General features: G+C 57.8%; 27 protein-coding genes and 3 pseudogenes. 7 read left to right on the forward strand and 23 right to left on the reverse strand.

Annotated features, from left to right (window positions below):
* Positions 1-2: 2 nt before the first annotated feature.
* Complete coding sequence (locus tag I3J13_RS20620) at positions 3-2,147, reverse strand: ParB/RepB/Spo0J family partition protein (protein ID WP_196380049.1); 2,145 nt, start codon at positions 2,145-2,147, stop codon at positions 3-5.
* Between the two features lie 272 nt (positions 2,148-2,419).
* Here I3J13_RS20620 and I3J13_RS25830 point away from each other — a divergent pair.
* Positions 2,420-2,627, forward strand: a pseudogene (locus I3J13_RS25830) (recombinase family protein); the annotation flags it as partial.
* A gap of 999 nt (positions 2,628-3,626) precedes the next feature.
* Here the strand turns inward: I3J13_RS25830 and I3J13_RS20625 are convergent.
* The 15 genes from I3J13_RS20625 to I3J13_RS20695 all read right to left on the reverse strand — a co-directional run bounded on the left by I3J13_RS20625 (position 3,627) and on the right by I3J13_RS20695 (position 15,251).
* Entirely contained in the window at positions 3,627-4,214 is a 588-nt protein-coding gene (locus I3J13_RS20625) for an RES domain-containing protein (RefSeq protein ID WP_196380050.1), read from the reverse strand.
* The gene (locus I3J13_RS20630; protein ID WP_236001058.1) at positions 4,211-4,909 is read right to left on the reverse strand and encodes a hypothetical protein; all 699 of its coding nucleotides are present in this window, start codon (positions 4,907-4,909) and stop codon (positions 4,211-4,213) included. Before I3J13_RS20630 ends, I3J13_RS20625 begins: the two co-directional genes overlap by 4 nt.
* A 215-nt stretch (positions 4,910-5,124) precedes the next feature.
* On the reverse strand, positions 5,125-6,138 hold the full coding sequence (virB11, locus tag I3J13_RS20635; protein ID WP_196380051.1) for a P-type DNA transfer ATPase VirB11: 1,014 nt from the start codon (positions 6,136-6,138) through the stop codon (positions 5,125-5,127).
* A gap of 8 nt (positions 6,139-6,146) precedes the next feature.
* A complete protein-coding gene (virB10, locus tag I3J13_RS20640) occupies positions 6,147-7,322 on the reverse strand; it encodes a type IV secretion system protein VirB10 (protein ID WP_196380052.1) in 1,176 nt (391 codons plus the stop codon).
* An 8-nt stretch (positions 7,323-7,330) separates the two neighbouring features.
* A complete protein-coding gene (gene virB9, locus I3J13_RS20645) occupies positions 7,331-8,188 on the reverse strand; it encodes a P-type conjugative transfer protein VirB9 (protein WP_196380053.1) in 858 nt (285 codons plus the stop codon).
* The gene (locus I3J13_RS20650; protein ID WP_196380054.1) at positions 8,185-8,856 is read right to left on the reverse strand and encodes a VirB8 family type IV secretion system protein; all 672 of its coding nucleotides are present in this window, start codon (positions 8,854-8,856) and stop codon (positions 8,185-8,187) included. Before I3J13_RS20650 ends, virB9 begins: the two co-directional genes overlap by 4 nt.
* Position 8,857: 1 nt before the next feature.
* Positions 8,858-9,139, reverse strand: coding sequence for a hypothetical protein (locus I3J13_RS20655; RefSeq protein ID WP_196380055.1), 282 nt, complete (start codon positions 9,137-9,139; stop codon positions 8,858-8,860).
* 37 nt (positions 9,140-9,176) lie between these two features.
* Positions 9,177-10,109, reverse strand: coding sequence for a TrbL/VirB6 family protein (locus I3J13_RS20660; RefSeq protein WP_196380056.1), 933 nt, complete (start codon positions 10,107-10,109; stop codon positions 9,177-9,179).
* Between the two features lie 3 nt (positions 10,110-10,112).
* The gene (locus tag I3J13_RS20665; protein WP_174028575.1) at positions 10,113-10,340 is read right to left on the reverse strand and encodes an EexN family lipoprotein; all 228 of its coding nucleotides are present in this window, start codon (positions 10,338-10,340) and stop codon (positions 10,113-10,115) included.
* Entirely contained in the window at positions 10,337-11,038 is a 702-nt protein-coding gene (gene virB5, locus I3J13_RS20670; protein WP_174028574.1) for a P-type DNA transfer protein VirB5, read from the reverse strand. The genes I3J13_RS20665 and virB5 overlap by 4 nt, the downstream gene beginning before the upstream one ends.
* Entirely contained in the window at positions 11,035-13,401 is a 2,367-nt protein-coding gene (locus I3J13_RS20675) for a VirB4 family type IV secretion/conjugal transfer ATPase (protein WP_196380057.1), read from the reverse strand. Before I3J13_RS20675 ends, virB5 begins: the two co-directional genes overlap by 4 nt.
* Positions 13,394-13,732 carry a VirB3 family type IV secretion system protein gene (locus tag I3J13_RS20680; RefSeq protein ID WP_196380058.1) on the reverse strand — a complete coding sequence of 113 codons (339 nt, stop codon included), beginning with the start codon at positions 13,730-13,732 and terminating at the stop codon, positions 13,394-13,396. Before I3J13_RS20680 ends, I3J13_RS20675 begins: the two co-directional genes overlap by 8 nt.
* A 5-nt stretch (positions 13,733-13,737) precedes the next feature.
* Complete coding sequence (locus tag I3J13_RS20685) at positions 13,738-14,037, reverse strand: TrbC/VirB2 family protein (RefSeq protein WP_113082100.1); 300 nt, start codon at positions 14,035-14,037, stop codon at positions 13,738-13,740.
* Entirely contained in the window at positions 14,034-14,708 is a 675-nt protein-coding gene (locus tag I3J13_RS20690; RefSeq protein ID WP_196380059.1) for a lysozyme family protein, read from the reverse strand. Before I3J13_RS20690 ends, I3J13_RS20685 begins: the two co-directional genes overlap by 4 nt.
* Before the next feature lie 3 nt (positions 14,709-14,711).
* The gene (locus I3J13_RS20695) at positions 14,712-15,251 is read right to left on the reverse strand and encodes a hypothetical protein (protein WP_174023271.1); all 540 of its coding nucleotides are present in this window, start codon (positions 15,249-15,251) and stop codon (positions 14,712-14,714) included.
* A gap of 98 nt (positions 15,252-15,349) precedes the next feature.
* Between I3J13_RS20695 and I3J13_RS20700 the strand changes: the two genes are divergently transcribed.
* From I3J13_RS20700 to I3J13_RS20715, 4 genes are all read left to right on the forward strand, one after another.
* Positions 15,350-15,700, forward strand: a complete 351-nt coding sequence (locus I3J13_RS20700) for a MarR family transcriptional regulator (RefSeq protein WP_107327867.1) — start codon at positions 15,350-15,352, stop codon at positions 15,698-15,700.
* Positions 15,701-16,231: 531 nt separating this feature from the next.
* Positions 16,232-17,017 (forward strand): hypothetical protein, encoded by a 786-nt coding sequence (locus I3J13_RS20705; protein WP_107327868.1) that lies wholly within the window; start codon positions 16,232-16,234, stop codon positions 17,015-17,017.
* Complete coding sequence (locus I3J13_RS20710; RefSeq protein WP_174023273.1) at positions 17,014-17,643, forward strand: RES family NAD+ phosphorylase; 630 nt, start codon at positions 17,014-17,016, stop codon at positions 17,641-17,643. Before I3J13_RS20705 ends, I3J13_RS20710 begins: the two co-directional genes overlap by 4 nt.
* A 425-nt stretch (positions 17,644-18,068) precedes the next feature.
* Complete coding sequence (locus tag I3J13_RS20715; RefSeq protein ID WP_174033847.1) at positions 18,069-18,476, forward strand: hypothetical protein; 408 nt, start codon at positions 18,069-18,071, stop codon at positions 18,474-18,476.
* 204 nt (positions 18,477-18,680) lie between these two features.
* Here I3J13_RS20715 and I3J13_RS20720 read toward each other — a convergent pair whose 3' ends face one another.
* The gene (locus tag I3J13_RS20720; protein ID WP_174033845.1) at positions 18,681-19,145 is read right to left on the reverse strand and encodes a hypothetical protein; all 465 of its coding nucleotides are present in this window, start codon (positions 19,143-19,145) and stop codon (positions 18,681-18,683) included.
* Positions 19,146-19,240: 95 nt separating this feature from the next.
* Between I3J13_RS20720 and I3J13_RS20725 the strand changes: the two genes are divergently transcribed.
* Positions 19,241-19,579, forward strand: a complete 339-nt coding sequence (locus I3J13_RS20725) for an SIP domain-containing protein (protein WP_420867948.1) — start codon at positions 19,241-19,243, stop codon at positions 19,577-19,579.
* Between the two features lie 122 nt (positions 19,580-19,701).
* Here the strand turns inward: I3J13_RS20725 and I3J13_RS20730 are convergent, their stop codons facing one another.
* Together I3J13_RS20730 and I3J13_RS20735 are read right to left on the reverse strand one after the other, a co-directional pair.
* Entirely contained in the window at positions 19,702-20,403 is a 702-nt protein-coding gene (locus I3J13_RS20730; RefSeq protein ID WP_196380060.1) for an HAD family hydrolase, read from the reverse strand.
* Between the two features lie 80 nt (positions 20,404-20,483).
* Positions 20,484-21,667, reverse strand: a pseudogene (locus I3J13_RS20735) (Fic family protein).
* Between the two features lie 328 nt (positions 21,668-21,995).
* Here I3J13_RS20735 and I3J13_RS20740 point away from each other — a divergent pair.
* Positions 21,996-22,235, forward strand: a complete 240-nt coding sequence (locus I3J13_RS20740; RefSeq protein WP_099086614.1) for a hypothetical protein — start codon at positions 21,996-21,998, stop codon at positions 22,233-22,235.
* Positions 22,236-22,468: 233 nt separating this feature from the next.
* On the opposite strand, the gene I3J13_RS20745 is transcribed toward I3J13_RS20740, so the two are convergent.
* From I3J13_RS20745 to I3J13_RS20760, 4 genes and pseudogenes are all read right to left on the reverse strand, one after another.
* Positions 22,469-22,744, reverse strand: a complete 276-nt coding sequence (locus I3J13_RS20745) for a hypothetical protein (protein ID WP_196380061.1) — start codon at positions 22,742-22,744, stop codon at positions 22,469-22,471.
* A 10-nt stretch (positions 22,745-22,754) separates the two neighbouring features.
* Positions 22,755-23,054 carry a DUF982 domain-containing protein gene (locus I3J13_RS20750; RefSeq protein WP_196380062.1) on the reverse strand — a complete coding sequence of 100 codons (300 nt, stop codon included), beginning with the start codon at positions 23,052-23,054 and terminating at the stop codon, positions 22,755-22,757.
* A gap of 72 nt (positions 23,055-23,126) precedes the next feature.
* Positions 23,127-23,603 carry an Hsp20 family protein gene (locus I3J13_RS20755; protein ID WP_137454906.1) on the reverse strand — a complete coding sequence of 159 codons (477 nt, stop codon included), beginning with the start codon at positions 23,601-23,603 and terminating at the stop codon, positions 23,127-23,129.
* A gap of 174 nt (positions 23,604-23,777) precedes the next feature.
* Positions 23,778-24,198 (reverse strand): annotated as a pseudogene (locus I3J13_RS20760) (ATP dependent DNA ligase); the annotation flags it as partial.
* Between the last annotated feature and the right edge of the window lie 127 nt (positions 24,199-24,325).

Here is a 24,325-nt window from a genome sequence, read left to right on the forward strand (position 1 = left end):
GGTTACTCGGCGGCTTCGAGATGATCACCGTCGTCGTCCGGATCGGTGGATACCTCCTCCGCATCCTGGTCCCCGGTCAGGAAGGCCGGCAGATCGACGTCGTCAGGTTGGGCGGCATCGTCTTCGATACCGTCGTCGGTCACCGTCGCATCAACCTGAGTGACCGTGGTCGTTGCGGCGACCGGAAGCCGCAGCACTTCGGGGAGCCATCCGCTGCCTTCCAGCAAACGGGCCGCCTCGCGCGCCATGTCGGGCTTCTTCAGATGATTGATAAGCTGTGCCGACTGTTCGCCCTTTGCCTCGCGGACCGCCTGCAGGATATGCGCCTTGGTCACACGCTCGAGGTAGTTGTCGACCGTCGGCGTCCAGCCCGCTTCCACCATGCCAAAACCGAGCGAACGGGCGAGCTGTCGGGCATGGATGTTTTCCTTGCCCCGCTTGTTCCATGCCTGGACCGTGGTGTTCACCGACAGCGAGACGCAATGCGCAAACAGCGCCATGCGGCTGGTTTCATCGAGCGAGACCAAATAGTCCCAGACCTCGTCAGCGTTCGCGGGAAGATCATGACCCCACGATTCCTGCCGCTGTTCGATCTCTTTCGCCCAGACCGTATCGCCGAGCCCCTGTGCCTGACCGAATGTGGTATGCTGGAGCGTGATCTCCAGGCACGAGTCCGCCCCGTATCTGTAGAAGATCTTGAGGACGGCGACATGGAGCGCGGCGACGAATGCCATCACAGGATCGTTCGCCAGCGCATTGCGAAGAGCGACGGTGCGGGCGGCCGTCAGATCTTCGATGACGCGATCGGAAAGAGGGCGAAGCTTTCCGTCGTCGTCTTCCGGCTCTTCAACGCCGGCAGGCTTGCCGTTGATCGAAACGCCACCGTTCACCGAGGCAGCAACGGTGTCTTTTCCGCCATGACCGTCTCCGTCATCGGTATCAGCGTCATCCGCCTCGACAGCGGGCTCATCCTCTGGCCGGACGAAACCACGTTCGATCTTCAGTTCACCGCTGCCGGCAAGCGAGATAAAGGCGCCGCCGCGCGCGACGTCTTCCGGATCGAAGACATAGGGCCGGTCGTTCAACGCATCCAGTTCATTCCCGAGCTCTTCAAGTCGAGCTTCTGTTTCCTCGGAGTAGTCTTCCGTCTCGGCATAGTCGGCGTCGAGCTTGTCATACTCCGCCTTCAGGGCGTCATGACGAGCAAGCTCTTCCTCCGTATATTCCGCCTGTTTGCCGTAGAAACGGCGAAGGCCGGAGGTATGACCATATGAGAAGTCGAAGGCCGCCTCGACCCATTTCCAGCCTTCTTCGGCCTTCAGCGCCTCCGCGTCGGCGGTCAGCCTTTCGATCACGAGCTGTTCGAGCAGCGCCGGATCCTGCAGCCATCCGCCATTGTCCGGTTCGAACAGATCGCGCATGACGACACCGCCGGCAGCCTCGTAAACGTCGATGCCGACATAGGTGGCGCGGCGATCGGCGGCCCGGACCGCGGTTTCCGTCAGCATGCGGCGGATGTAATTGGCATCCTGGCTATAGGACCGCGAGACCGTGTCCCAAACCTGCTCCTGGCGAGCGTGGTCATTGGTGATCGAGAATGCCATGACCTGGCCGAGCTTCATCTCGTCATTCGCGTAGATCTCCAGAAGCCGCGGCGAGACCGACGCCAGCCGCAAACGCTGCTTCACCGTCGCAACCGAGATATGGAGGCGTGCGGCGATCTCCTCCTCGTCGAGCCCCTGTTCGCGGAGCTTCATGATGGCCCGAAACTCATCGAGCGGATGAAGATCTACGCGCTTGATGTTTTCGGCGAGCGAGTCCTCGACTTCAGGCGTTTCGCCCTTGCTGACGATGCACGGAACCGCTGCTGTCTTCGACAGCTTCTTCTGGCTGACCAGCAGTTCCAGCGCGCGATAGCGACGACCGCCGGCCGGGATACGGTAAATTCCGGTCTCGGCGCCGTCAGCATCGATCTCGGCGCGGACGTTGAGACTCGTCAGCAGTCCGCGATGGGCAATGTCTTCGGCAAGTTCCTCGATCGAGACGCCCGCCTTGATCTTGCGAACGTTCTGCTGGCTCAAAACGAGCTTGTTGAATGGGATGTCACGCCCGGCATTGAGCGTGATTTTCTGGATGGCCTGTGCCATATTGTTTCTCCGTGGCGGATCGGCCGGAGCCTTCTCCGACAACCACAATCCGCCACGAACTCTCCTTCCCCCCTCTCCCTCCGGCCGCATCCGCCGCCCTCACCGCTCTGCGCCGGCATTCTCTGCATCACCGGTCCCGGAAAAGCCCAGACAGCCGGCCAGAGAGGATCGTCTTACGATGTTCCATCGCCAGCGGCTCTCCGATTCAGCCTCCCTGCCCTGCTTTCGGCGCACGGTCGCGAGATCGATGCCGAAGATTTCTGTAAGGCACTCGCAGGCAGAAAGGCGGCCAGAAGTTCGCCTTTACAAAAGCGCAAGTGCGCTTCGCACAGGCGGCATGGCGCAACGTGACACGTTCGTTTCTGATCTGTGCACGAAGCTCGATATCGAGCGCGCCATTCTACCGGAAATACCGGCGCGCAGGGTGAACTTAGGGATTATAGCAAGCGCGTCCTTGGCTTGGAGGGGCATTTCACCTGAAAGCCCCATGTGGGCGCCTCGAAGCACCGTCACCACCAGTTCGACGCTATTCTTATCAGTACCAGATTGGGTTCAAGCTGGAGGTCCCAGACCTTGGCGCCGGTCATTTCTATGCCGCTGTGCTCCGCGTTATCGCTAGCGTGTTTCAGAGAACCGTTTGATCTCATCACTATTGGTCGTTCTGGACATTTCGTTGTTTCAATTCCGGGATATCTTCGGGGCCAAACGTTCCATTTGAGAGTGGCGGCCTCTGAACGGACTTGCCGTGCTCCATCTTCTGCCAATAACCCGCCGGAGGCCGGGCTACGTCACAGGCATCACAGGCTTTGGCCAAATGAATCGGGTCAAGCCCGTATTCCTGAGCGATTGTTCTCAGCGGCTTGGTCCAGACAAGGTTGTAGAGCTTGGCGCGTTAATTCCGGCATGATAAAATATCACCTCTCCTTGCTATATATCATCATACGTCGATGCTTAACGACCGGCATTAATGTTGCTGAAATACCTTTCCATCCGTCCTCGATTCACCGGACCGAAAACCTGTTTATCAAAAACCCCAGAAGCAATTGAATGGCAAGACCGGCGACGCCGACGCTGAGAAGATGTCCAGCAAGAACCAAAAAAATCGGTAGACAGAATGATCTTGTGAGAACCCGCGCTGTTGGAATAAAGCGACGCGTCGAGGACTGTAGACTGTTCCCGCGTCCGCGATCTGGCGATATGACATTGATCAGTTCTATGGTGAGGTGCCCGCGATTTCTCTTCAGTTCTCGCATCCCGGCCACAATTCCCCTGCTCCCGGCGCTTCGCGCCAATGGAACGAGCGGGGATCAAGCCGGCATAGGCGTTTCAGGATTACTTAGCGAGATGTCATAAGTCTTAGGCTGGGGAGGTACGCCGCGACGACAGCGATCATCTTGCTCCCATCGCCTCCGAAAGCAGACGAACACAGACCGCAGTTTTCTCATTCGCTGCCGAATGAATTCGAGATATCGAAGTCGTCTATGGTGCCAACCCGACTCCATATCGAGCACCGGTCTCCCAGAACCATTCCTGGTCGAGATTCAGTTCCCGGGACGTTTCCACGATAGCTGATTCCGCGCGATCGAAGATCGCATAGCAGATCTCGGTATCATCGTGGCGCGCGTGATAGACAATTCCATCTGCCCTGACAGGGTGGTCAAACAGCGCCTTTGACCAGGCCTGAGCCGCATCATAAGGAAGCCCGGAATGCGGGATTTCCGCCGTCGCCCCAACAATCGCAAGTCCCGGACCGGTCAGATCGATCAGCTTCAGCGGCGACACAGTTTCAAGCCGAACATATCCTTTGCGTTTCAAAAAGCCAGCGTCGATCAGCGTGTTTCCTGGTGAGCGCAAGAACGTCTCGGCAAACGCACCGTTGACGAGCTTCGCGACATAGAGCACGCCGTAAGAGCCATCAGGAGCGTTGAAGCGGCCAGTCCTGGATCGGTCAAAAAAGATGGGTTCGTATATAGCCGTGTAGAAGCGATGGGTTTCACTCCCTGCGGGGAGTGAAACAATCTCGGGAGTACGACTATGCAGGTCTGGCGGTGGCAGTGGGACGGTCACGCGCCCTGCTCACCGTAGCGGTTCGCCGCTTCGAGGACCAACGGAAGGTTCCCTTCTCGCAGGACCTCGATCGGCTTTTTCCCACCCAAGCGATCATCCGGCCGCGCAAGGAAGTTCAGCACAGCCCAGGGGCTTTCGACGGGAAGCGCGTCCTGTACCTCCTTGAGACCTGCCACCACGCTACCGTCACGATTGAACTGAAGCGTCGGATAGCAGCGCCGGTTGCTCGGGCCGGGAACAGCCAGCAAACTTCCCTCTTGCACGCGCTTGTCGACCGCCTGGCGGGAAACCCCATGCAGGAGTGTCCTGACCTGCTCCAGATCATAGGCGCCGCCCGCTGCCTTTAGATCGTTCTGTGCGATTCGAACGCCCTGAAGCACAGCCTGGCTGCGTGCGTCCGGTTCGAAAGCCGTCTTGTTGACCGTGCTGGTTGTCTCGGCACGTTCTTTGGCCCTGGCAAGTTGGCGCATTCTTCGAACGACCATGCTATTGCCGCGAAAGCGCTTGCCGACGGTCCGGGCGACAGAACTCGCGGTTTCCGGCTTCGAGGTCACGACGGCAAGCCGTGCGCCCGCAGGCAATTGGAATCCAGCAACCCCCTCGAAAGGGTTCGCATCAAGAACGAACATCGTCATGATGCCGTTCGGCGTCTTAGAGGTGGTTTTCGACGTCTTGGACTGGGTTTTCTGGGCCATAGCGGTTCTCCTGAAGAGAAGATGGCTACCTGAAGCAACTTTGTCAACTACGACAACTTAGAACAGCCCAGTTTGGTTTGGCAGCCTCAACAATCTTTCGTGGGATAGCCTATGGGAAAGAATACCCGGGAAGAGGTAAAGTGCGACAATTCAAGATCGGCGACACTGTTCTCGTTGCAGCGCCGAACGACAGGTGAATGGGCATTACTCTCTCATCAACCATTGGCGCCGGACGCAAGCGCGTCACGAAAATAGATCTCACTCACCCGAAACCGTCCGTCGATCCGTTTGCATTGGACGATGATATCGATCGCGATCGTCAGCATTTCGCGGATGTCGTGCCGTTCGAGGTCGCCACCACCTTCCGACTCCTTTACCAGCAAGGTCAATTGCTCGAAGGCTAGGCGCGCAGAGTCGGCATGCACGGTCGTGATTGAACCGGGATGCCCGGAATTCACATTGCGGATGTAATAAAAGGCTGTGCCATCTCTGAGCTCCTGCAACAATATCCGGTCCGGACGCATACGCAGGCAGGATTCGAGGAGGTCCCTGGCGCCGATCTTCGCGGTCCCCTGGCCGCCCTTCGAATAAAAGAGACGGACGTGGTTGGGCTGCGGGATGACCAGTTCCGGCGTATCCTCAATGGAAATGATACGTTCAGTATCCGGGATATACTGGATCAACGCCTTGGATAGCGTCGTCTTGCCCGATCCAGTCGCCCCGGAAATAATGATGTTTTTCCGCGCCAGCACGGCCTCCCGAAGGAACTGCTTGTGAGCGCCGGCGCGATAGAGTTCCGACAACCGTTGGTCCGGTTGCCCGCTACTCTCTTGTGTGCGGACCACATCGTCGAACAGTCCACCCTGGTCAAGATCACCAAGGCTGAGCGACACCGAGGACGGTTTGCGAATGGTGACACTGACGGTTTCCCTCGTCGTCGCCGGCGGGATCACGATCTGGATTCGCTCGTCGTCGGGCAGGGTCGCCGACAGGATCGGCCGGGTTTCGTCGATCGATTGACCGGAATAGCTCGCCACCGCCCGAGCGAGGCGCATCAACCGGTCATGGGCAAGTTCGGGCAAATCGTGGACCTGCCATCCGTTCGCTCCTTCGGTCACGACCTTGCCGGGCTTATTGACAATGACCTCATAGAGCGATTTGTCGCGAAGGAACGGCGAGAGCGGCAGGAGCAGTTCACGCACGACACCGGAATCTGCGGCTTCAGTCATCGTAACACCTACTTCGTCACAAGCTTCAAGTCCGGGGCAAAGTCGCCGAGTACGGCGCGGTCATCAATGCGGTTGCGCGGTTCGGTGACGCGCAGCCGGTAGACGCTGGAAAAATCGAGATCGCGCGCCACGAAGATCGAAACCAGGCCTCCCTGATGTTTCATCAGGGTTGGCGGGATGTTGATCGATTGTTCGACGGCAATCGCCGCGGCCTGCTGACCGGCGCTGGTGGTGTTTTGTGCATCGACGTCGCTATCACGCAATTGGCTGTTGGCATAGGATGTCACATCGCCGACGATCGACAACAGGATGGCGCTGCCGAACCGTTCCCACCAATGTGTATCGACGTAGCCGTCCATGCCGGCGCGGCCCAGCGCATCGGTTGCCGGTGACGCCAGGGTAATGATCACACCCTTCGGGGTCTTTGCCCGGTTCCAGAGAACAAAAAGGCGCTTCTGGCCACGGCGCAGTCCACCACGATATTCGCCGACGACCTGCGTGCCTTTCTCCATCAGCACGACGCGGCCGTTGTCGGACAGAACATCGCGATTGATGACGCAGCTGGTGAATCCCGGCTGGTCGGAAGAAAGGGCCGTCTCGAGCACGCAAGGGATGGAGGTCCCCATGGCGACGACGAAATCGCGGTTGCCGAGCGTGCCGGCACGGGAGCCCTGCAACTGCGTCGGGGTCAGCATGCGGTTGAAGCGCTGATCCTCGCTTTCCCCCTGCCCCGTAAAGCTGCCCGGCGCGTTTGCGAGCGGGACATAGTTCGAGGCGGCATTGGTGTTCGCATCATCTTGCTGGCGCCTGGCAGTCGGCGTCTTTTCCGCACCATAGGCCATGACGGGTGCGCGCCGCGCAGCGTCGAGCAGCTTGTCGTCGTCGGTGGGCGCTTTCTCGGCAACGACGGGTGTCGGAAGCTGGACTTCGGCCGGTGTGGTCACGAGCTGGACCGGCTCCTTTGCGGGTTCGAAATCCGACGTCTGGCGGATGACCACGCGCTCCGGCTGCACGCCATCTGTCGGCTTGTTCTTCCCACCCATCGACCAGAGGGCAAAGGCGACAAAGGCAACGATCGCGACGGCGACGGCGCCGCGCTTGAGGACGGGGTTGTTGTCGATCCGCCGGCCGGTCGATGTTTCAGCACGCTCGCCAGGGATCAGGGTGACTTCTTCGTCGGCCATGACACCTCCTATTGCGCTGTACCAGGTGCGGCCTTGACGACGCGCTCAACCGACGGTGAAGTCGTATTTGTTTCGGGATTGATGCCGACGCGATCATAGGCCTCGTTGAAGACGCACAGCACATCGCTGCCCCGGCGCAGGATAAACTTGCGGCTGATAGCGTGGACCAGCACCAGATTGCCGTCGACGGATTTCGGGACCAGGCTTTCGGTGCCGTCCGAATTCTCCATATAGATCGCCGGCATTTCCTGATTGCCGATAAAGGCGAAGGTCGTGACCTTCCCGTTGTCATAGACGGCCTGCGGTTCGAGTGCCTGCGATCCTTGAGCGGAATACCGCCAGTTGCGGGGTCCATAGGCCTCGTGAAGAGACAGAACACGATCGGCTTCGCCGGCCTGCGCTGCTTGGGCGCGAGCGGCTGCGTCCTGTTTCCGGCGCTCGGCTTCATCGGCAGGATAACGGTATTTCAAATAGAAATAGGTGTTCTGCCCGGCTTCGACGCTGCCGTCCCGGACGGTCAGTTCCATCTGATAACTGCGCGTCGAACCGTCCCGTCTGGTGGTCACCACAGAGATATTCGTTACGGGCTGGTTTTCCCGCGGCTTGAGGAACAGGATGTTGCCGGCCGGCGCCACCTCCCATGCGACGCTGTTGCCGAGCGCGACATGGGCGATCTCCTCGTCGGCCGCGAATTCAACCTGCACCGATGAACGCAGCGTGCCGACCACGCGCGTGATGTTGTAGGGTTGGTAGTCGATAAACCGGACCCGGCCGTCTTGGGACGCACCGCGCGGGATTTCCAGGGCCGAGGTCGTCGAGGAAAAGCCGGCGATCACGAAAAGAACGAGCAGAAATCTCTGTTTCAATTGATGGCCTCCGGATCGGCGCGATATTCGCTAACGACGAAGCCCAGGGGATTGACCAGCCGGTCGGAGGAAGACATCGGAGCGTTGACATAGGAGAAGGTGAGCGTCGCGACCCAATGCGTGGTGCGCAGATCGTCACCGCGCGTGACGGTGCGCATGTACCGGACGGAGGCCACATTGGCGTTGATCAGCGAGATCGATACGATATTGATCCGCGCGGTCGCGCTCCGACCATAGGTGTTCTGGGGTGAACCCGGATTGCTGCCGCGATAGGACGCCGCAAAGCGGGACTGCTCAGCTTGAGTCGACAGGAGCGCCACCGTCCGGAAATTTTCCTCTCCCTCGCTCCAGACATAGCCTTCGCGGGCGCGAACATATCTGGCCGCAAAAAATTTCGTGACGGCTTCGTCATAAGTGCCGGCGGTCGAGGTCAGCGCTGAAACCACGTCGACGATCCCCGTGGAATTGTCGACCCGCACGACGAACGGCTCGACCGTCTTCAGAGGCGTGAGGCCAGCGATCGCAAAGACGGAGACGACGGCAACGACGCTGGCCGAGATCGCAACGAACCAGGCGATGCGGGCCGAGCGCTCGACCTGGATGAGCCGATCCTGATCGAAGCGGCGCGCCTTGTCGAAATAGCTCTTGAGGCTGTCGGCGTTCACCATCTCAGTTGCCCTCGCATGGACGGTATGAGCCAGCGACATCGAAGTGTGCAAACGCAGCCGGCGTCACAGAGGCCGGTTCTTCCGCGTAAGAGACCGCGCGGCTCGCCGGGTTCCGAGATATCTCGCTGGCAGGTGTCTGCTGCTTGCCCTTGTCCTCCCACTGCCACATGGCGCGGTTCAGCGGACGCCGGGAATAGCCGTCACATTTGGGCAGAGGGTTGGAGATCGAGGCGCAGTTGGAGAGGCTTGCGATTAGCAAAAGCAGAAAAAGAATACGGATCATCAAAATAACCTGTCCAATGTCCTTGATATCGAGGCGGTCATTCCGCCCGGTTCGCAGTCAACCGGCGGCCCACAACGCGTGTTCCGCGGCCGACCGCCCTGACTGTGTGCGAGGCCGCCCAGGCGAGCGTGCTTTCGTGCGCATCACGGGCGGCGCCATAGCCATAGGTCAGTGACGCGCCGCCGGCGGCGAGCGCCGAGGCAATGCCGGGCAATTGATAGAAGACATAAAGAGCCGCGATGCAGATGGCGCAGAGCGCGATCGGACGCATAAGAACATCGCTATAACCCTCGATTGCTGTGAAGGTCGTGTCGATGCAGGTGATCAGCAGCGAGCCGATGGCAACGACCAGCACCTGCAGGATGACGAAGTTCGCAAGCTGACCAATCCAGGATTCTGTGAACCGGCGCGTCGACTGGAACATGGCGAGTGCGATGAAGATCGGCCCAATCGCGAGGATGATGGCGAGCGCCAGACGGGCATAAAGCGAGACAATGTAGCCGATCGCCGCGACGAGGAAGCTTGCGCCGATCACCAGCATACCGCCAACGCCGGTCACGATATCGACCGGCCAGGAGGCGCGGGACCAGATCTCATAAGCGCACTTCTGGCCCTTATCCAGCAGGCTATCGAAGGTCGAGGCGCTCGGAGATGTCCCGGAGTTCAGTGCCTCGGCAATCTCCTTCGGCAGGGTGTCGAAAAAGATGTTGGTGACGTAGGTCTGGTAGTCGCTGGCGTTGCGTACCAGCATGACGATAATGGCGAGTTTTATGGCGCGGAAGGCGAATTCCAGGATCGGCTCCTGCACGGAGCCACGCAGTACGAGATAGCCGTAGAGCACGACATAGAGCGTCAGCGCCGCCGTAAGCGGACCGCTGACCCAGTTGGCGATGTTCGAGGTGCCGGTGGAAATGAAGTTTTCGAGTGGCGCCTTAAACTGCCCGTCGACAAAGCTGAACACCTGATACATTGGTCAGCCTCCGAGCGACTTGCGCATGCGCTCGAGACGGAGCTTGCCGTCGGCGGCTTCGGCGTTGCGGCAACTGGCTGTGTCGCGAAGCTCACCGGGATTGTTTCGGCATTCCCCGATGATTTTCGTCAACAAGGCCTCGTCGGCGGCCAGTTCGTTGACGGTGTAGACCTTCTCCGGAGAGCAGGCCGACAGAAGAAGCACTGCCGCACCAGAAATGAACCACCTCATTTGAGCGCCGCTCCCATGGTGTCCATGCGTTGGCGCCAATCCTCGGCCTTGCGCTGGTCATCGACCTGTACCTGCGCCTGCTGCACCATTTGCAGGCCCTGCATGCGCAGAACGTCGGTTTGCAGGAAGGCGGATTCGGCCTGCAGGCGCGCCTGGAGATCGGCGATGTCCTTGGCGTCGGCGGCACTGGAGATTTTTTGACGAAGCTCATCGATGCCGTCGATACGCTTGGTCGCAGCGTCATAGATCTGCTGACCGAGACTCATTTGTCCGGCGTTCTTGTTCTGGATGCGCGAGAGTTCCTGCGCGTAGAAATCGTTCGCGCTGGTGCGGTAGGTGGAATTGCCCTCAAGGAATTTCGCAGCGGAGTCGCCGAAGACACCGCTCCCGGATCCCGTAAACAGGCTTTCGATGGCATTGAAGTCCTGCGGGAGCGCTTTGCGGATAGAGGAATCGTTCAGCATGCTGGCAACATCGGCCATGTTGGTGATCTTGTTCAGCGAGCCGTAAAGCTGCTGCGCCTGCGTAATCTGCTGGTTCAGCGCATCGAGCTGTGATTTAAGCTGGGCGATGCTCTCGATCTGTTTGGCGATCGCCGCCTGATCGGTAACGGGAATGCCCTGGGCATCCGCGAGACCGACCGACGCCAGCAGCGTGACGGTTGCCAAAACGAGCCCTGTCCTGCCGTTGCGGATCATGAAGTCCTCCTTCTTTGCTGGAACACGGTCAGCCAATCCCCGCCCTCTTCGCCGAGTTCAGCGCGGATGGTGTCCGCCAGTTCAACATTTGCCGTACGGCCCGACAGGATCGCGAGTTCGTCGTCGAAACCATTCAGATTGAGTTCGGCAACCACGCTGTTATGGCCCTGCTTGACGATGAAGCGGCGGCTTTCGACCGAAAGCTCGCGCGAGATCAATTCGAATTCGCGCTCGGTGAGCTTGAAGCCGTCGACATAATCGGCGTGGTCGCCGCGCGGATTGGGCAGGAAAATCTGCGTCGGGCATTGTTCGATGATCGTATGGGCGATCGGCGAGACGATGGCGTCACGCGGGCTCTGGGTCGCAAACAGCATGAGACCGTTTTGCTTGCGGATCGTCTTGAGCTTGTTCTGGGCGAGATCGCGGAAGCCTTCGTCCTCCAGCGCCTTCCAGAACTCATCGATAACGATGATGATGCGGCGCCCGTCGATCAGTTGCTCGATACGGTAGAACAGATAGGCCATAAGCGGCGTGCGGATTTCCTCGTTGTCGAGGAAATCGGTCATGTCATAGCCGAGGAACCTGGCGCCGATCCCGATGTCATCCAGATCGTTGTCGAACACCCAGCCGAGCGGCCCTCCCCTCTCCCATCGCCGCAGCCGCGAGGCGATGCCTTCGGGATCGGTATTGTTGAGGAAGGTGCGCAGGGCGCCGATGGAGCGGCGCTCGACGGGAAGGTCCGCCAGACCGTCGACGGCTGAAGCAATATCGCGCAGCTCGCTGACATTCAGTTCCCGTGTCGCCGCTCCCACAAGCTTGCCGATCCAGCGAGCGAGAAATATCCTGTTCTCTGGCGTCAGATCAAGTGCCTTCAGCGGCGCGCAGCCGGTCGGCACTCCATTCCTGAGCGGCAGATAGGTGCCACCGGCGGCACGAACGAAAAGGTCTGCACCCCGATCCTTGTCGAAGAACACCATGTGGGGATCATGCTTTTCGAGCTGTGAAAGCATGAAGTTGAGGAGCACGGTCTTGCCCGCACCCGACGGGCCGCAGACAAAGGTGTTGCCGAGATCGCTGTGATGGAAACTGAAATAGAACGGTGAGCCGGAAGCGGTCTTCAACATGGCGACCGCCGGTCCCCATTCATTGCCGTCCTTCTGGCCGGTCGGGTAGGAATGATACGGCGAGAGAGCCGCGAAGTTTCGCGAGGTAATCGCACCCGAGCGCGCGCGATAGCGGAGATTCCCCGGCAGTTGCGCCCACCAGGCAGCCTCGAGCCCGAGATCCTCGCGGGCGACAACCGCTCCGCCGCTGGTCAGATGCGCACGTGCCTTCGCCATATGGTCGGTCAATTCCTTGACGGTCGGCGCGAAGACGGCGAGCCCGAGATGATGCTCGCCCATCACGAAACGGTTGGATTCGAGATCATCCATCGCATCACCGAGCTCCTCGATCTGTGAGGCGGCCTTGTCGGCTGCGCTGACCATCTGGTTCTGCTTGCGGCCCATGATCGTTCGGGCGTCCGCCTTGGACGTAAAGGCAAAGGACTGCGTCAGGACAAGTTCAAACGGCGCGGTCAGGATACCGTCGAGCATGCCACTGCGCGTGGTTGCCGGATACTCCTTGAAGCCGAACATTCCGGCATAGCGGGTCTCGGCCTCGTGACGGATCTCGACCGTTTCGCGGCCAAAGATCACCCGGTCCGAATAGATCGCCGATGAAATCCGCCCCTCTGTCAGGGGCAACGGCTCACGGCGCCCACCGACAAGCTGGTGGAGAAACTCGCTCGGCTCGGAGAACAGTATCCCGTCGCGCTCCTGGAGCGACAGGATGCGGGGCGCGAAGCGCTTCAGCCCGGCGACAACGTCGACCACCTTGTCCTGCAAGTGCTTGAGCGCCGCTTCATCCAGCTCGATGCCGGAGCGGCGCGCCTTGCGCAGACGGGACAGAAGATTCGCGGCTTTCTCGGCAGGATCACGGCTCGGAGACCAGACGAGGCTCAGATAAAGATCGTTGCGGAACAGATCCTCGTGCACCATTCGCTCACGGTATCTGGCATTGAGACCATCGGAGAAACGATTGGCGAAGTGCCCTTCGGGATAATCGTTATCACGCTGGCGGATGACATGCGTCCAGAGCGCCAGCCGCTCGTCGGCGATATTGCGATAGAGCGTATTGAGGCTGCGATGCAGGCCGTTGAGATCCAGAACATCAGCGGTTTCAAAGGAAACGCCCTCGAGCACGAGCACGGTTATCAGGGCACGGGACTCGAGCGCAATGGTGGTCTCATCGACATGGCGCACATAGGGGATGAATATCTCCGGCCCGAGCTCGCGGGACCGCAGCGTCGCAAGTCTAGACAAGGCTCATATCCCTTTCGTCGTAGCGCCGGACAAGCTTCAACGGCGAGAGTGTCGCGCCACCCCAATAGGCGGCGTTGCGGGAGCGGCCGCGGGTCTCGATCCAGGCAAGCAGGATGCGGAACATGTTATGGTCGTGCTTGACGAGCGCCCGGAACACGAGGTGGAAGATGATGCCGACGAGCGCATAGGCGATCGATCCCGCGGTGATATAGAGGATGGTGGTCAGCATGATGTTGATGCCCATCGCTTCTATGGTCACGCCGGCGATCATGGCCGGCCGGGTGCAGGCCAGGAACAGCGTGTCTTCCTCAAGGACGGGAGTGCTCGCCATGAATGTCAACCGCCGACGATGGTGTTGACCAGTTCAGTGGCCCCGAAAATGCCGCCGATACCGATGATCCAGAAACCGGCCTTTCTCAGATCCATGTAACCGAACATCCATGCGATGCAGATGATGATCACAGCGATGATCGCCAGCAGGCGGGCGATATTACCGGTGAGCATCGTGACGATGTTCTGCAGCACGGTTTCGATGCCGGCGGACTGGGCAAAAGCCGGTTCAACGAGGCAGGCAACGATGGCAATGGCCATCAGCGCGGACGCTGCAAGGGGACGAAGGCTGGTTCTGGAGATCATTCATTCTGCTCCGATCGGTCATTCTGAAAAACAAGAACAGAAGAGAGCCGTCTGGAACGGAATACGTCCCATGATGCGGTTTCTTCGGCTCGCGTGACTTGTTCAGGGACTGGCTGTGCCAGTTGGTTTTGAGCCTGTTCCTCGGCCGCCTCCTCGTGGGCAATTGGCCCGGCCGGTCCGCCAATCGTGAGCGATGCAAGTTTCGGGGAGAGGCGCCTCACCTCGTTGCGCACCTGCTCGTCATACCGGACCATTTCTCCGACCGAAGGGTCATCCCGCCCGTACCAGGACTGGAGCATCACCGTTTCGGCCCGCGCGGGACCAGCACCGAAACGCAAGGCGAGACGGTAATAGCCATCGAGAAGCGTGGCGGTTGCCTTGAGGTTCAGACACGGATCGAAGGCGTCAGAAACGGAGAGGTTCAGTTTCCGAAGCTCCTCGACACCGATCCCGCCAAGTCCGATCTGGATATCCTGGTGGTCGGCGATCAGGGACGTTGCCACCTCAATCGCTTCGGCCTTGCTGGCGGGCCGCTCAGCAAGCGGCATTCCGCTATTGATACGGATATTAAATGGAAGGAACCTGCTCTCCAGGCTGACGACGGCGGCCAGCGTTTCCACCTGGACCATCGGCGCGCAACTCTGCGCGATATCGACGAATGCGGCGCTCATCGCTCAATACCAGACGCGCTGCTTGCCGACGCCATCAATGGTGACATCGACATAGTGCGGCTGCGATCGCACGTTGGGATGCGTGATCGGATAACCCATGCACTGGAGCCGGCCGTCCTGGCGCTGCCACCGTGCCGACAGGACCGAGCCGGAGTTGCCGCCGTCATTGTCACGGCCGGAAGAGCAAAGCGAGCCGTCTACCCGCTGGAGGGCGGTTGAAACGCAGGTCGCCTGTTCACCGCGAGATCCGTAGCTGCTCGAAAGGCGATAACCTTCATTGCAATAATATGGCTCGTAGCCGGGCCGGGAACTGTGAAACCCGACGCCGCTGCAGGTCGGAAACGAATGACCCTTGGCAAGCGCGCGCCAGAGTTTTTGGATCGGGGGCCGGCATTCCGCAAACTGGGTTGCACCACCGGGATTGGAAAGGCACAGGATAACCTGGCAACCCCAGTCATCAGCTCGCGCATTGCTGCCGGAAATCAGATAGGATGGCAGCATCAAGGAAACAGACAGCAGACTATTCAGCAGAAGGTTTTTCATGGACTTGCCCCTCCGGAACAACGACAGCGCGCTACGGCAACAATGTCCGGCAGGAGCGCAACGCAATTTTACTAACGTATATAACACAGTTAAATAACATGACAAGAGCGCTCAAGACACAATTGCACAACCTTGCCTTCTCCGGACTGATCCTCCACGAGATCCTCGACCATCCACTGGAAGACGAAACGCCACAGGCGCGGCTGAAGGAGATCGGCATGATGACGATCCTTTACACGATGAGCCAGGGCCACCAGAAGCTAACCCTTTCCAATGTCGTTGAAATTACCGGATTGACGCGAAGCGGTGCAAAGGAGACGGTGGATCTTCTCGTCAAGCGGGGAATGCTGAATGAAACCATGGGCACGAATTCCATGGGGCGGGGAACCGCACGTCAGTTCGAGATATCCGAAGACCTTCTAAAAAAGCTGAGCGCCTTCGAAAGCTGAATGTGCTTTTCCGATTAAACTAACTTTTTTCGACACAATCGTCTATGGAAGCGAGTCAACCGCTCGCAAAAGCACGAGCGCAGGCGGCGACTCTCAAGAGCAGGATTGGGCTTTTGAACACACCGGGTCTCGGTACAATCGAGAAGGAGCAAACCCGCGACATACGGTAAAGGATGATGGCCTTCTCACGGAAGGATATCGGACGTCTTGCCACGGGCGCGGCGCAAGCGCACATCTTGCCCATCGCATAGCTGCAATGCACAATAAATGATTGCGCATTGCACATATAGCAGGCATTTTGATCGTAGCTGACGCACTTGATGGTCTCTCCCAGTGCCATCGTGTCAGCTGTTCCCCTCTGGAGGTTATTGACCTTCACATTTTAAAGGGCCCTGGTTGACCAGTGGCCCTATTTTTTTGCTGTCGCATTGGCTGGCCCTTTGAAGGCACAAAAGTGGCCGTACTTGAAAACGAGCCTCTGGTGATATAGGTTATAGCACAATAGATAACCGAAATATCCGGAGCATCGAAATGGCTGCCACCAATGGTCTTCGCGTCTATGATGGCGCTGAATTCGCCCACGCGCTGCAGGTTGAGATGGATTCGGCTTCCGGCGAGAAGAAGTCGAACGCCGGTGGACACCCGCTGAAACATAAGCTGACAGGAAAACAGCGTGTGTCTTCCATCGGCGCGAAACTTCGCAGGGCAATGGCGAGTGCAATGCACTCCACGCCGGAAACCGATGTAGATGACATGATGGTCGTGCTGGTCGACACCCCAAACCGGGCGGTTCGGGAAACCATCCGCGATATCGTCGAGCATGTCCCGGCCATCCTCGAAGCCCGGCAAAGCAAACTGACCGATGACGCGATCGACGCGCTGGTTTCGGTCTATATGCGCACGCCTCCCAATGCCGAGGTCGAGAGGCTGCTCTATGACAGCAATGCGAAGGCTAGAGCCCGGTTTTTTGGGGAGTGGCCAAGCTTTACCAGCAAAGATCTGGCGGAGGTGGCCGGACATGGTTCCAAGAACAAGAGCATGACCGCCTCGCGTTGGAAGATGAAAGGCAAGGTCTTCTCGATCAGGCATGGCGGCGTCGAGTATTTCCCGGCCTTCCAGTTTGAGGAAGGTCAGCCGATTGAAGCTGTCGCCAAAGTGCTCACCCTGCTTGGTGAGAAAAAGTCCGGCTGGCAATTGGCATTCTGGTTTACCTCGCCGAATGGATGGCTTGCCGGCAAGCGTCCGGTCGACGTCCTGAAAGACGGCGATGTGGTGGTGTCGGCCGCCGCCCGTGAGGCGGAAAATATCGCCGGATGATTTCCCCGCCGCCATCACCCTTCCCCGCCTCGAACTCACACGAGATCAAGGCGGGGACGAGATTCCACAGGGTTCATGATCAGCGTTTTGAAAGCTGCTCTTTCAACCCTGGAAAGGGTCGTCCGAGCCGGTTCGCGCCGCTATTCCTGGGCACCGATCCAATCCCGACGCAATATCTCGCGACCGACTACGAGTGCGCGGTTCACGAGACGATTTTTCACGACGTGCCGATTGACGAGCCGAACAAGACCGTCGGCGTCGACAATATCAAACCGCTCGCCCATTCGCTCATCGAGTTGAAGCGCGATCTCGTTCTGGTTCCGCTTTTTGCTCCTGATCTGGCCAAGTGGAGCGTGAGCAGGGCCGACCTCATCGACACGACGGCCGCTGATTATCACATCACTGCTCAATGGGCGCTGGCCATTCATCAAAGCAGGCCGGACGTAGACGGTCTCATCTGGACCTCGAAGCGCTGCGATCCACAGCAGGCCATAATCTTGTTCGGAGATCGCGTCGCCGAAACCGATCTGCATGGGATCAGCAATGTCCCGATCTACTCGGACGTTGGAGAAATGCGGCAGGTCGCTACGTTTGCCGCGCGTGTCGATATCACCCTCGTGCTGTAATTGGACAGCGGTTGTTCACGCACTTCCCAGCGCGTGGGTCTCAGGAGATGGTTCTTGTCCCTTGCCATTGCGTCATTGCGAAATGAAAAGCGTCTCGCCGTGCGAAATCCATCGACGGTTACCTTTCCCGCAGAAGCTGACCGTCTTTTTACCAAAGTTGGGGCCGGAACAAGATTTGCAGAAATCGGCGACGTTTGCCTCAACATAGCTTGCCTGCCCTAGCTCAGCTACCGCTTAAGGCCTAGTCTTCGCGAGCAGTCATCGCTCCACACTTCGTGGCGGACGCAGTGATGCATCTACTACCGGAGACAGGGGCTCCCATCCTGCCTAATCGTTAAATCTCGTGCCATTGCCCCTTGACCTCAACTTCAATTGAGGTTGTAGGGATTTCAAGGCGGTCTTAACCCATTTGAATGGAGAGCGTCTTGGTCCGGTTTTTCCGTTATTCAAAACCCAAATACTCCTGCCGAATACGCCTCATTGGAGCCATTGTTTTGCAGCTGGTCGGCACAGGATTGCTGGCTTTCATCTTTTGCCTGCTGGATTTGCTTACAGCGAAGCCAACAATAATTCTCGGCCAGTTTGCCCCGTGCCTGGTGGGGTCTGTTGCTGGCTTTCTTTTTGTGGCTTTTCGTCGTCCGGCCACCGACGGCCACCTTATCCTCGTCGCGACATCGTTCCTGGCATTTGGCACTTTTTATTGGCTGGTGTCCTATTCATTGCCTGACCTTTTAGTGGCAAGATTAATATCCGGATTTGGACTGGGTGTGCTTGTCGCAAAAACTTTCCAACGCCGGTTTCTTGAAACTCCAGTGGTACCCCGCATTCATTAGGATGGGTATCCGAGAGAAGCAAATTGGCCCACTAACCAATTGGACAGTACGAATTGCCAGTACAGTTATGCCCGAAATTGGGCGCAAGCGGCTCAGCGCCGGCTAAAGCAGACGCCGAGCGATTGCACTCACTAGTGACAAGCCTGTTTCCGGATGCCAGAGCCGCCCAAAAATCGCTGACAGACCATGATCGGCGGAGTACCGTCAGCCGGCGATATCGAGCGGAGCGCTATGGTTGTCGCCACGTATTAGCTTCTGTTCCTTCCGACCTTGTACCATCAGGCCACAACCCAACAGAAAATAGAAAACGGCAAGGCCCAAAAATCTCCAAGAAATCTCCCCAGAAGCAACAAATGCCTCAACCAATAGAGACGACGCTATAATCCAGGCGGCTGATCCCACCAGATCAGTCACTATGCGTACAGCCCATGAACAAAAGAAGTTTCCCTTCCGGCCAAGTGGCTCAACGTCTGGCAGGACAAAGCAACTGTGAAACTGCATCGCTGCCCAAATTCTGGCGTCGACTATGTGCGTGTTTTTCAGAAGTTGCACAGTCCACTTTATTGCAATCAAGAAGAGGACGGGGACAAACGCCCAACCGAGCAGGATTCGACCAAACTCGGGCACATCTATATAACTCGCCATAAAACTCATTTTCATCGTCTCCATTAAGCAGAACTTCTTCCTATGAATGTCCAACTGGACGCCGGCGACGTGCCAGAATTCTCGAATATCTACCCGCGACGGCAGCCGGCCATGCCTTCATTGAGGTCGATACATGTGCCGACGAACTGCCGCTTTCCTGTTCCAGCAGCGTTTGGATCCAATGGTCGTATCACAACGGCAAGGCCGCGGGCACAACGACGCTGCTTCAGGACGCAATCCGCGCCATTCGATGGCCGGAACGCCCAACGAACGTCTTCTTCTGGGGTGGATGTGAACACAAAGCATTCAGCGCAATCCACCGCCACCTGACGAAGGATGCCGGGCTTCCGCGTGACCGCTTCGTGCTCTATTCGCACTGGCACTGGACCCTCAGCGAAGAAGACATCATCGCTAAGGGGCCGATGCCTATCTACCTCAGTAAAAATAATGAGTTTTAGTTCTTGAAGAGATCTGAACCGTCGGCACAGGTTCCCCTGCTTGGGACTTTAAGGCGCACCAAAGACTTGGCCTTTGGAGAATGTCTGTTTTGGGGCCGAAAGCGGTAATCTACATCGGCCGATCATGCCAGCATATCTGAGACAATTTCCTCGATATTCGCATTGTGCAGGTGCTTTGCATGGCTTAATTCGGACGGCAGGTGCTCGCCCACGAAATAGCTTCGGGAGGCGAGATTGAGCATAGGGATATCTCCGTGCGAATCCCCCGCCGCCGCGACGGCATCCCTGTCGATACCCAATTCGGCAATCAGGGAGTTCAAATAGCTGGCTTTATCTTCCGGCCAGAAATGATCGATGGTCCCTTTCTCTTGCCAGCCGGTACCGGCGGCGTAATCTGCACCCAGTTCTGAGGCGAACCAGCCGACAGCGAATTCCCAAGTGATGGACACAAGGGCGATCTTGACTCCGGCATCTTTGAGGCGCGCAAACCCTTCTTTGACACCCGGAGCTAGACGAAGCTCCGACAGATGTCCGATCAGGGCAGCCCGGTCAAAGGGGGCATACCACTCCAACATTGTTTCGCGTCCAGCGGCAATTTCATCTCGCGAGCGGAGAAGCTCGAAAGTGTCCATTTCAACCGTACGGCCTAGTTTCCTGGCAATACAGCCGCAGATATTTTCGCCCCGCAGAATGGTTCCGTCTACGTCAAACGCAGCTAGTTTGATGGCGCTGATCTTCTGTCCCCTTTGTGCTCTTTGGTGCCCACAAACCGTAGTAAAAGAAGCCGGCTGCCGCAACGTCTCCTGTCGGCGCAAAGCGGTCATTGCGTGCCGCTCGTGGCTCAAGCGAATTTCTGGCCAGCGTCTTCGCCTCAACGAAATCGAACCTTTGGCCCACCTATTTGTCATGAATTGAGAGGCAAGGGATCGGTGCCTTCGCTCAGAATTGCGAGATATCGCTGATAGCTGAACACCCGGCCACGCTTGCGTCCGGTAACCTCATCAACGATGCCCAAACGCTCCAGATCAGCAAGTGCGGCATTGACCGTTGGCGCGGAAAGACCCGTCACCTGAACAATCTGGTTCGCTGTGTGAAAAGGATTCTGCTGGAAAAGCTCGTGAATACGAAGGGCCGACCCTGCTCTATCACTCTCCATGGTGATCCGCTCGCGATCTTCCTTGAAAAGATCGACGATCTGTGTCGCTGCCTCAAAGGCTTGATTGGCAGTGTCGGCAACGCCGGCCAGGAAAAAGTCCAGCCAGGCTTCCCAGTTTCCATGCTCACGGACGTCTTGCAATAACCGATAGTATTCTCTCCGATGGGACTTCAGATAAAGGCTGAGGTAGAGCAGCGGCTTTCGCAAAACCCCGTTCATGCAAAGATATAGGGTCACGAGCAGCCGGCCAATACGACCATTGCCATCGAGGAACGGATGGATCGTTTCAAACTGCACGTGCAGCAGGCCAGCTTTGATTAGCGCCGGTAACCGTGATTGGTCGTCGTGCATGAAGCGCTCGAACGCATCCAGGCAACCGGCCATTTCAGTAACGGGTGGCGGTACAAAGAGTGCGTTACCGGGGGCGCGTGCCACCAATCCAATTTTGCGAGCGGCGGAACTCTCCTGGATCCTTGGTGCCTCCCCGCCCACTGTGTAGGAGCCTGGCGTGCATCTCACGGATCAGACGCAACGACATGGGCAACGTTTCCAGCCGCTGTAGACCATACATCATGGCGTCAACATAGTTGGAGACTTCACGGATATCATCAACCGGCTGCCCGGCTTGAGCTTCGGTCTCAAACCGCAAGAGATCAGAAAGCGTCGACTGCGTGCCTTCAATCTGCGAAGAAAGAACGGCTTCCTTCCTTACATACATATAAAGAAAAAGCTCCTGTCTCGGCAGCAGCATTGTGATACCATCCAGGCGTCCTAGCACTCGCTCAGCCAAGCTGAGGCGCTCTAGCAATGAAAGCACATCAATCGCCGGCTCGGGGCGGCAATGGTGGGGGGACGAACGCCCGCACTGTTTCACTGGCAGCGACCGTCTCGACGAAACGACCCAGGCGGTTTTTGGATTCGGAATCCAATATCAACCGCGCCCCTTATTTAAGCAAGGCGCATTTCATTTAATTAAGCAACAGCCGTAGATAAGTGCGCTTAATTAACGCGCCGACATTGAACTCCTGAGCTTTGGTCCAGGCGGCATAGGCACCTAATACGATGATTTGGCGCCATTAAAGTGACAGCCTGATACATCCTTTGTTAAAGCTCGTACGATTCCGGACTGCTCTTGTCTGACCCCGTCTAACCACGGGTTACTACTTATAATTGATCTCGTTTAAATTGTATGTCACCGTTATTTGGCTGGTCGGACATTCGACCGTATCCGCAAGCATTTTTCATCTTCAGGAGGAAAGAATGAATTCGTTTTGGGTTGAATTTACCGATGGTACAACGATTGGAAAGATTGATGCTGGACTGAAAGCTGTACCCGCCATCGATCCAGAGTTGCAGGGCGACACATGGTTTTTTGACGCGGAGTGGGGAACGTCCCAAAAGGACATCAACAACCTTAAGGGGAGAATTGAGACGAAATCTGGGCGGAACAGCGTATCGGATATTGGACTCCAGGCAGACGACAAAATCCGCCAGAAGTAGCCCCAACTCCGAGTGCACCAAAACCGAACGAGCTGCACTAGTTGTTTTTATCACGAGGTTTCCCCGGACCCAGGTGAAGACCGATCTCGATCCGAAACGCTTCACCGCACAGTACCGGCGCTGCTCCAAAATACGAGCGCCTGGCAGGATTATTGCGATGGCCAGCGTTCGTTGGAGCAGACCATCAAGCAGTTGGCGCAGTCGATGAAACAGGCTGCCTGAGAAGCCAGAGATCAGAAGCCGTAGCGTCGATCAAGTTCTTGGAGGGCAGCCTGAACCTCATCGATGGAAACCGACTCCGGTGTTCCGGGAATATGGCGGAACAACAGCTTCGAATCGACCGCGTAGAGATCCGAGGCCCATGCCGCCAGGATGGTCCGCTTGTCGTGTGCGGTGAGAGCAGTCGCTTTTACGACATCGATCGGCCGCTCAATTTGCATCCCCTGAAGCAGGACCGCCGGCCCAATCGCCGCGGCATTGCTCACGGCCTGCTGTAATATCTCGTGCATGTCGGCCTTTCTATCGAACGTGTGGATCTTTGTCCCGCCGAAGGTGAGATGCCGCGATGGCATCATTCTCCGGCGCCAGCAGATCATGCTTTTCAGCGAAGGCGGCGAATAGGCCGCGCGCGGTCTCCGCTTCGATCTCGCCGCGCAGTGCCGCACTACAGGCTTTCAGCGCCATCGAGTGTGCCGTGTCACGCAACGATGCTGGCCATTCGGCAAGATGCCGGTAGGCATCCATGACGCTCCGGACCTCAGCCGGGAAGCCAAGGCCGACAAGGATGGTAACTGGTTGTCTGAACATATCGGGTTTCATTGTCTCTCTCCTTCCCAACCCGTGATGTTAACGGGCGCCGCTGCGCGCGACGCCCCTTCTCCGCAGTTTCGGTCAGGCGGCCTTTTGCGCTTCGATCTGCACCGGCGCGGTCGACTGCACGAGGGCCGGCTGGGTCTGGATGTCGATCTTCCGCGGCTTCAAGGCCTCGGGGATCTCACGAACGAGATTGATCGACAGAAGACCATTGTTCAAATCGGCACCATTCACCCTGACATGGTCGGCAAGCTCGAACCGGTGTTCGAACGGACGGCCGGCAATGCCGCGATGCAGATAACCTTCGGATGCCGTCTCCTGCTTCTTGCCAGTGACCGTCAGCAGATTGGACTGGAAGGTGATGTCGAGATCATCCTGGGCAAAACCTGCGACCGCGATCGAAATCCGGTAGCTATCATCACCGATCTTGACGATGTCATAGGGCGGCCAGTCGCTGATCGAACGGGCGCGCTGAGCGTTTTCGAGAAGATTGAACACCCGGTCGAAGCCGACGCTGGAGCGGAAGAGAGGTGCGTAGTCGTAAGATGTTGCCATAGCCATATCCTCCTTGAAGCAACATGGGTACGGAGGCGCCGAAAGGCGGCGCTCCCAGCAAGGCCAGCCCTTTATCAGCGGTTGGCGGCAATCGATTTGGTTTTTGAGAATTTAGGATTCAAGAGCACCAGCCGAAAAAATTTAAGACCTCGCCGACGCACTGAAACCCTTTGCTCAGTTGAGGTCATAAACAGCGGCATTGTCCTGGATCTCGCGCAACCCTTTGTAAGATGCGTGTCGCCAATTACCGTCGTCGGTCCAGCCGCGGAATTCAATTTCCGCGATCAAGGTCGGCTGCGCGTAAACGTAGTTCTTGCCTTTAGGCGGCACGGCTGGTGTCCGTGTCTTCAGTGTGTCGAGCGTCTTCTTCAGGTAGGCTGCATCCTTTTCCTTGAAGCCCGCGCCGACGGCGCCGACATAGACCCAATCGTGGTCCCGGCAAGCCGCCAGCAGGAGGCTGCCAATCCCACCTTGGGCAACCGCCGACTGCTCGTAGCCGACGATCATGAAACTCTTGCTCTGCACGCACTTGATCTTCAGCCAGTGGCCGGTCCGAACAGAGCGGTAGGGGCTTATCTCGATGTTTGGCGATGACGTATAGCGCGGCGATCAGGATGAGACGCTGGCGACAATCTGGATGAGATTCTTAGGTCGCGGTCGGGCTCAAGTTATCATGCTGATTGTCGCTGACAAGTTCTTCGTCGTTTTCTGATTGTCGCTCC

This window comes from Agrobacterium leguminum, from assembly GCF_015704895.1.
GTDB lineage: Bacteria > Pseudomonadota > Alphaproteobacteria > Rhizobiales > Rhizobiaceae > Agrobacterium > Agrobacterium leguminum.